Below are 558 nucleotides of genomic sequence, written 5' to 3'. Positions count from 1 at the left end.
GCCGCGCGGGGCCGGGCTTGGCGTGGCCGCGGCGGCGATCGCGATCGACGTGGCGCGGCCATCGCCCACCGGTTCCGGCGGGGCAAAGAGGGAGGGGGCGCCGGCGAACTGGCGCGGCGGCGGCAGGCGGCGCTCCATCTCGGACGGGCGCACGAACTGCGTCGGCGCCATGGGCTCGAGCGGCAGGTGCCGCTGCGCGACTTGGCGCAGCCGGTCCGGCTCGTTCAGCAGCGCCCATTCGGCGCGCAGCACCTGGGTGCGTTCGCGCGCCTGCTCCGTCCGGCGGTTCACCTCCCGCAGCTCGCGGTCCAGCTGCGAGACGGAATGCTTCACCTGATACAGCCAGAGGCCCGCCCCGGCGGCGGCGGCGAGCGTCAGCAGCGTCACGGGTCGGATCATGCCGCTTCCTCCAGTCGTTCCATGGCGCGCAGCCTCGCGGAGCGGGCGCGCGGGTTCGCGCTCGTCTCGGCCTCGGAGGGCCGGAGCGCGCGGGGTGTCAGCAGGCGGAAGCGCGGGCGCGCCGCGACGCGCAGCGCGCCGGGATCGTGGCGGGATGCG

2 protein-coding genes are annotated in these 558 nt (G+C 76.7%); both read right to left on the bottom strand.

From position 1 onward, the window contains the following. Positions 1 to 399, bottom strand: a 399-nt coding sequence (gene ftsL, locus HW577_RS26265) for a cell division protein FtsL (RefSeq protein ID WP_419956617.1), incomplete at its 3' end; no start/stop codon positions are given. Then, positions 396 to 558 (bottom strand): 16S rRNA (cytosine(1402)-N(4))-methyltransferase (gene mraW / locus HW577_RS26260; protein ID WP_198378995.1); only part of this gene is annotated, 163 nt, incomplete at its 5' end. The genes mraW and ftsL, both read right to left, overlap by 4 nt.

Origin of the sequence: Neoroseomonas rubea, from assembly GCF_016106015.1 — a bacterium.
GTDB lineage: Bacteria > Pseudomonadota > Alphaproteobacteria > Acetobacterales > Acetobacteraceae > Neoroseomonas > Neoroseomonas rubea.
The sequence above is the reverse complement of the archived record's forward strand: the minus strand, read 5'-3'. Positions and strand labels throughout refer to the sequence as shown.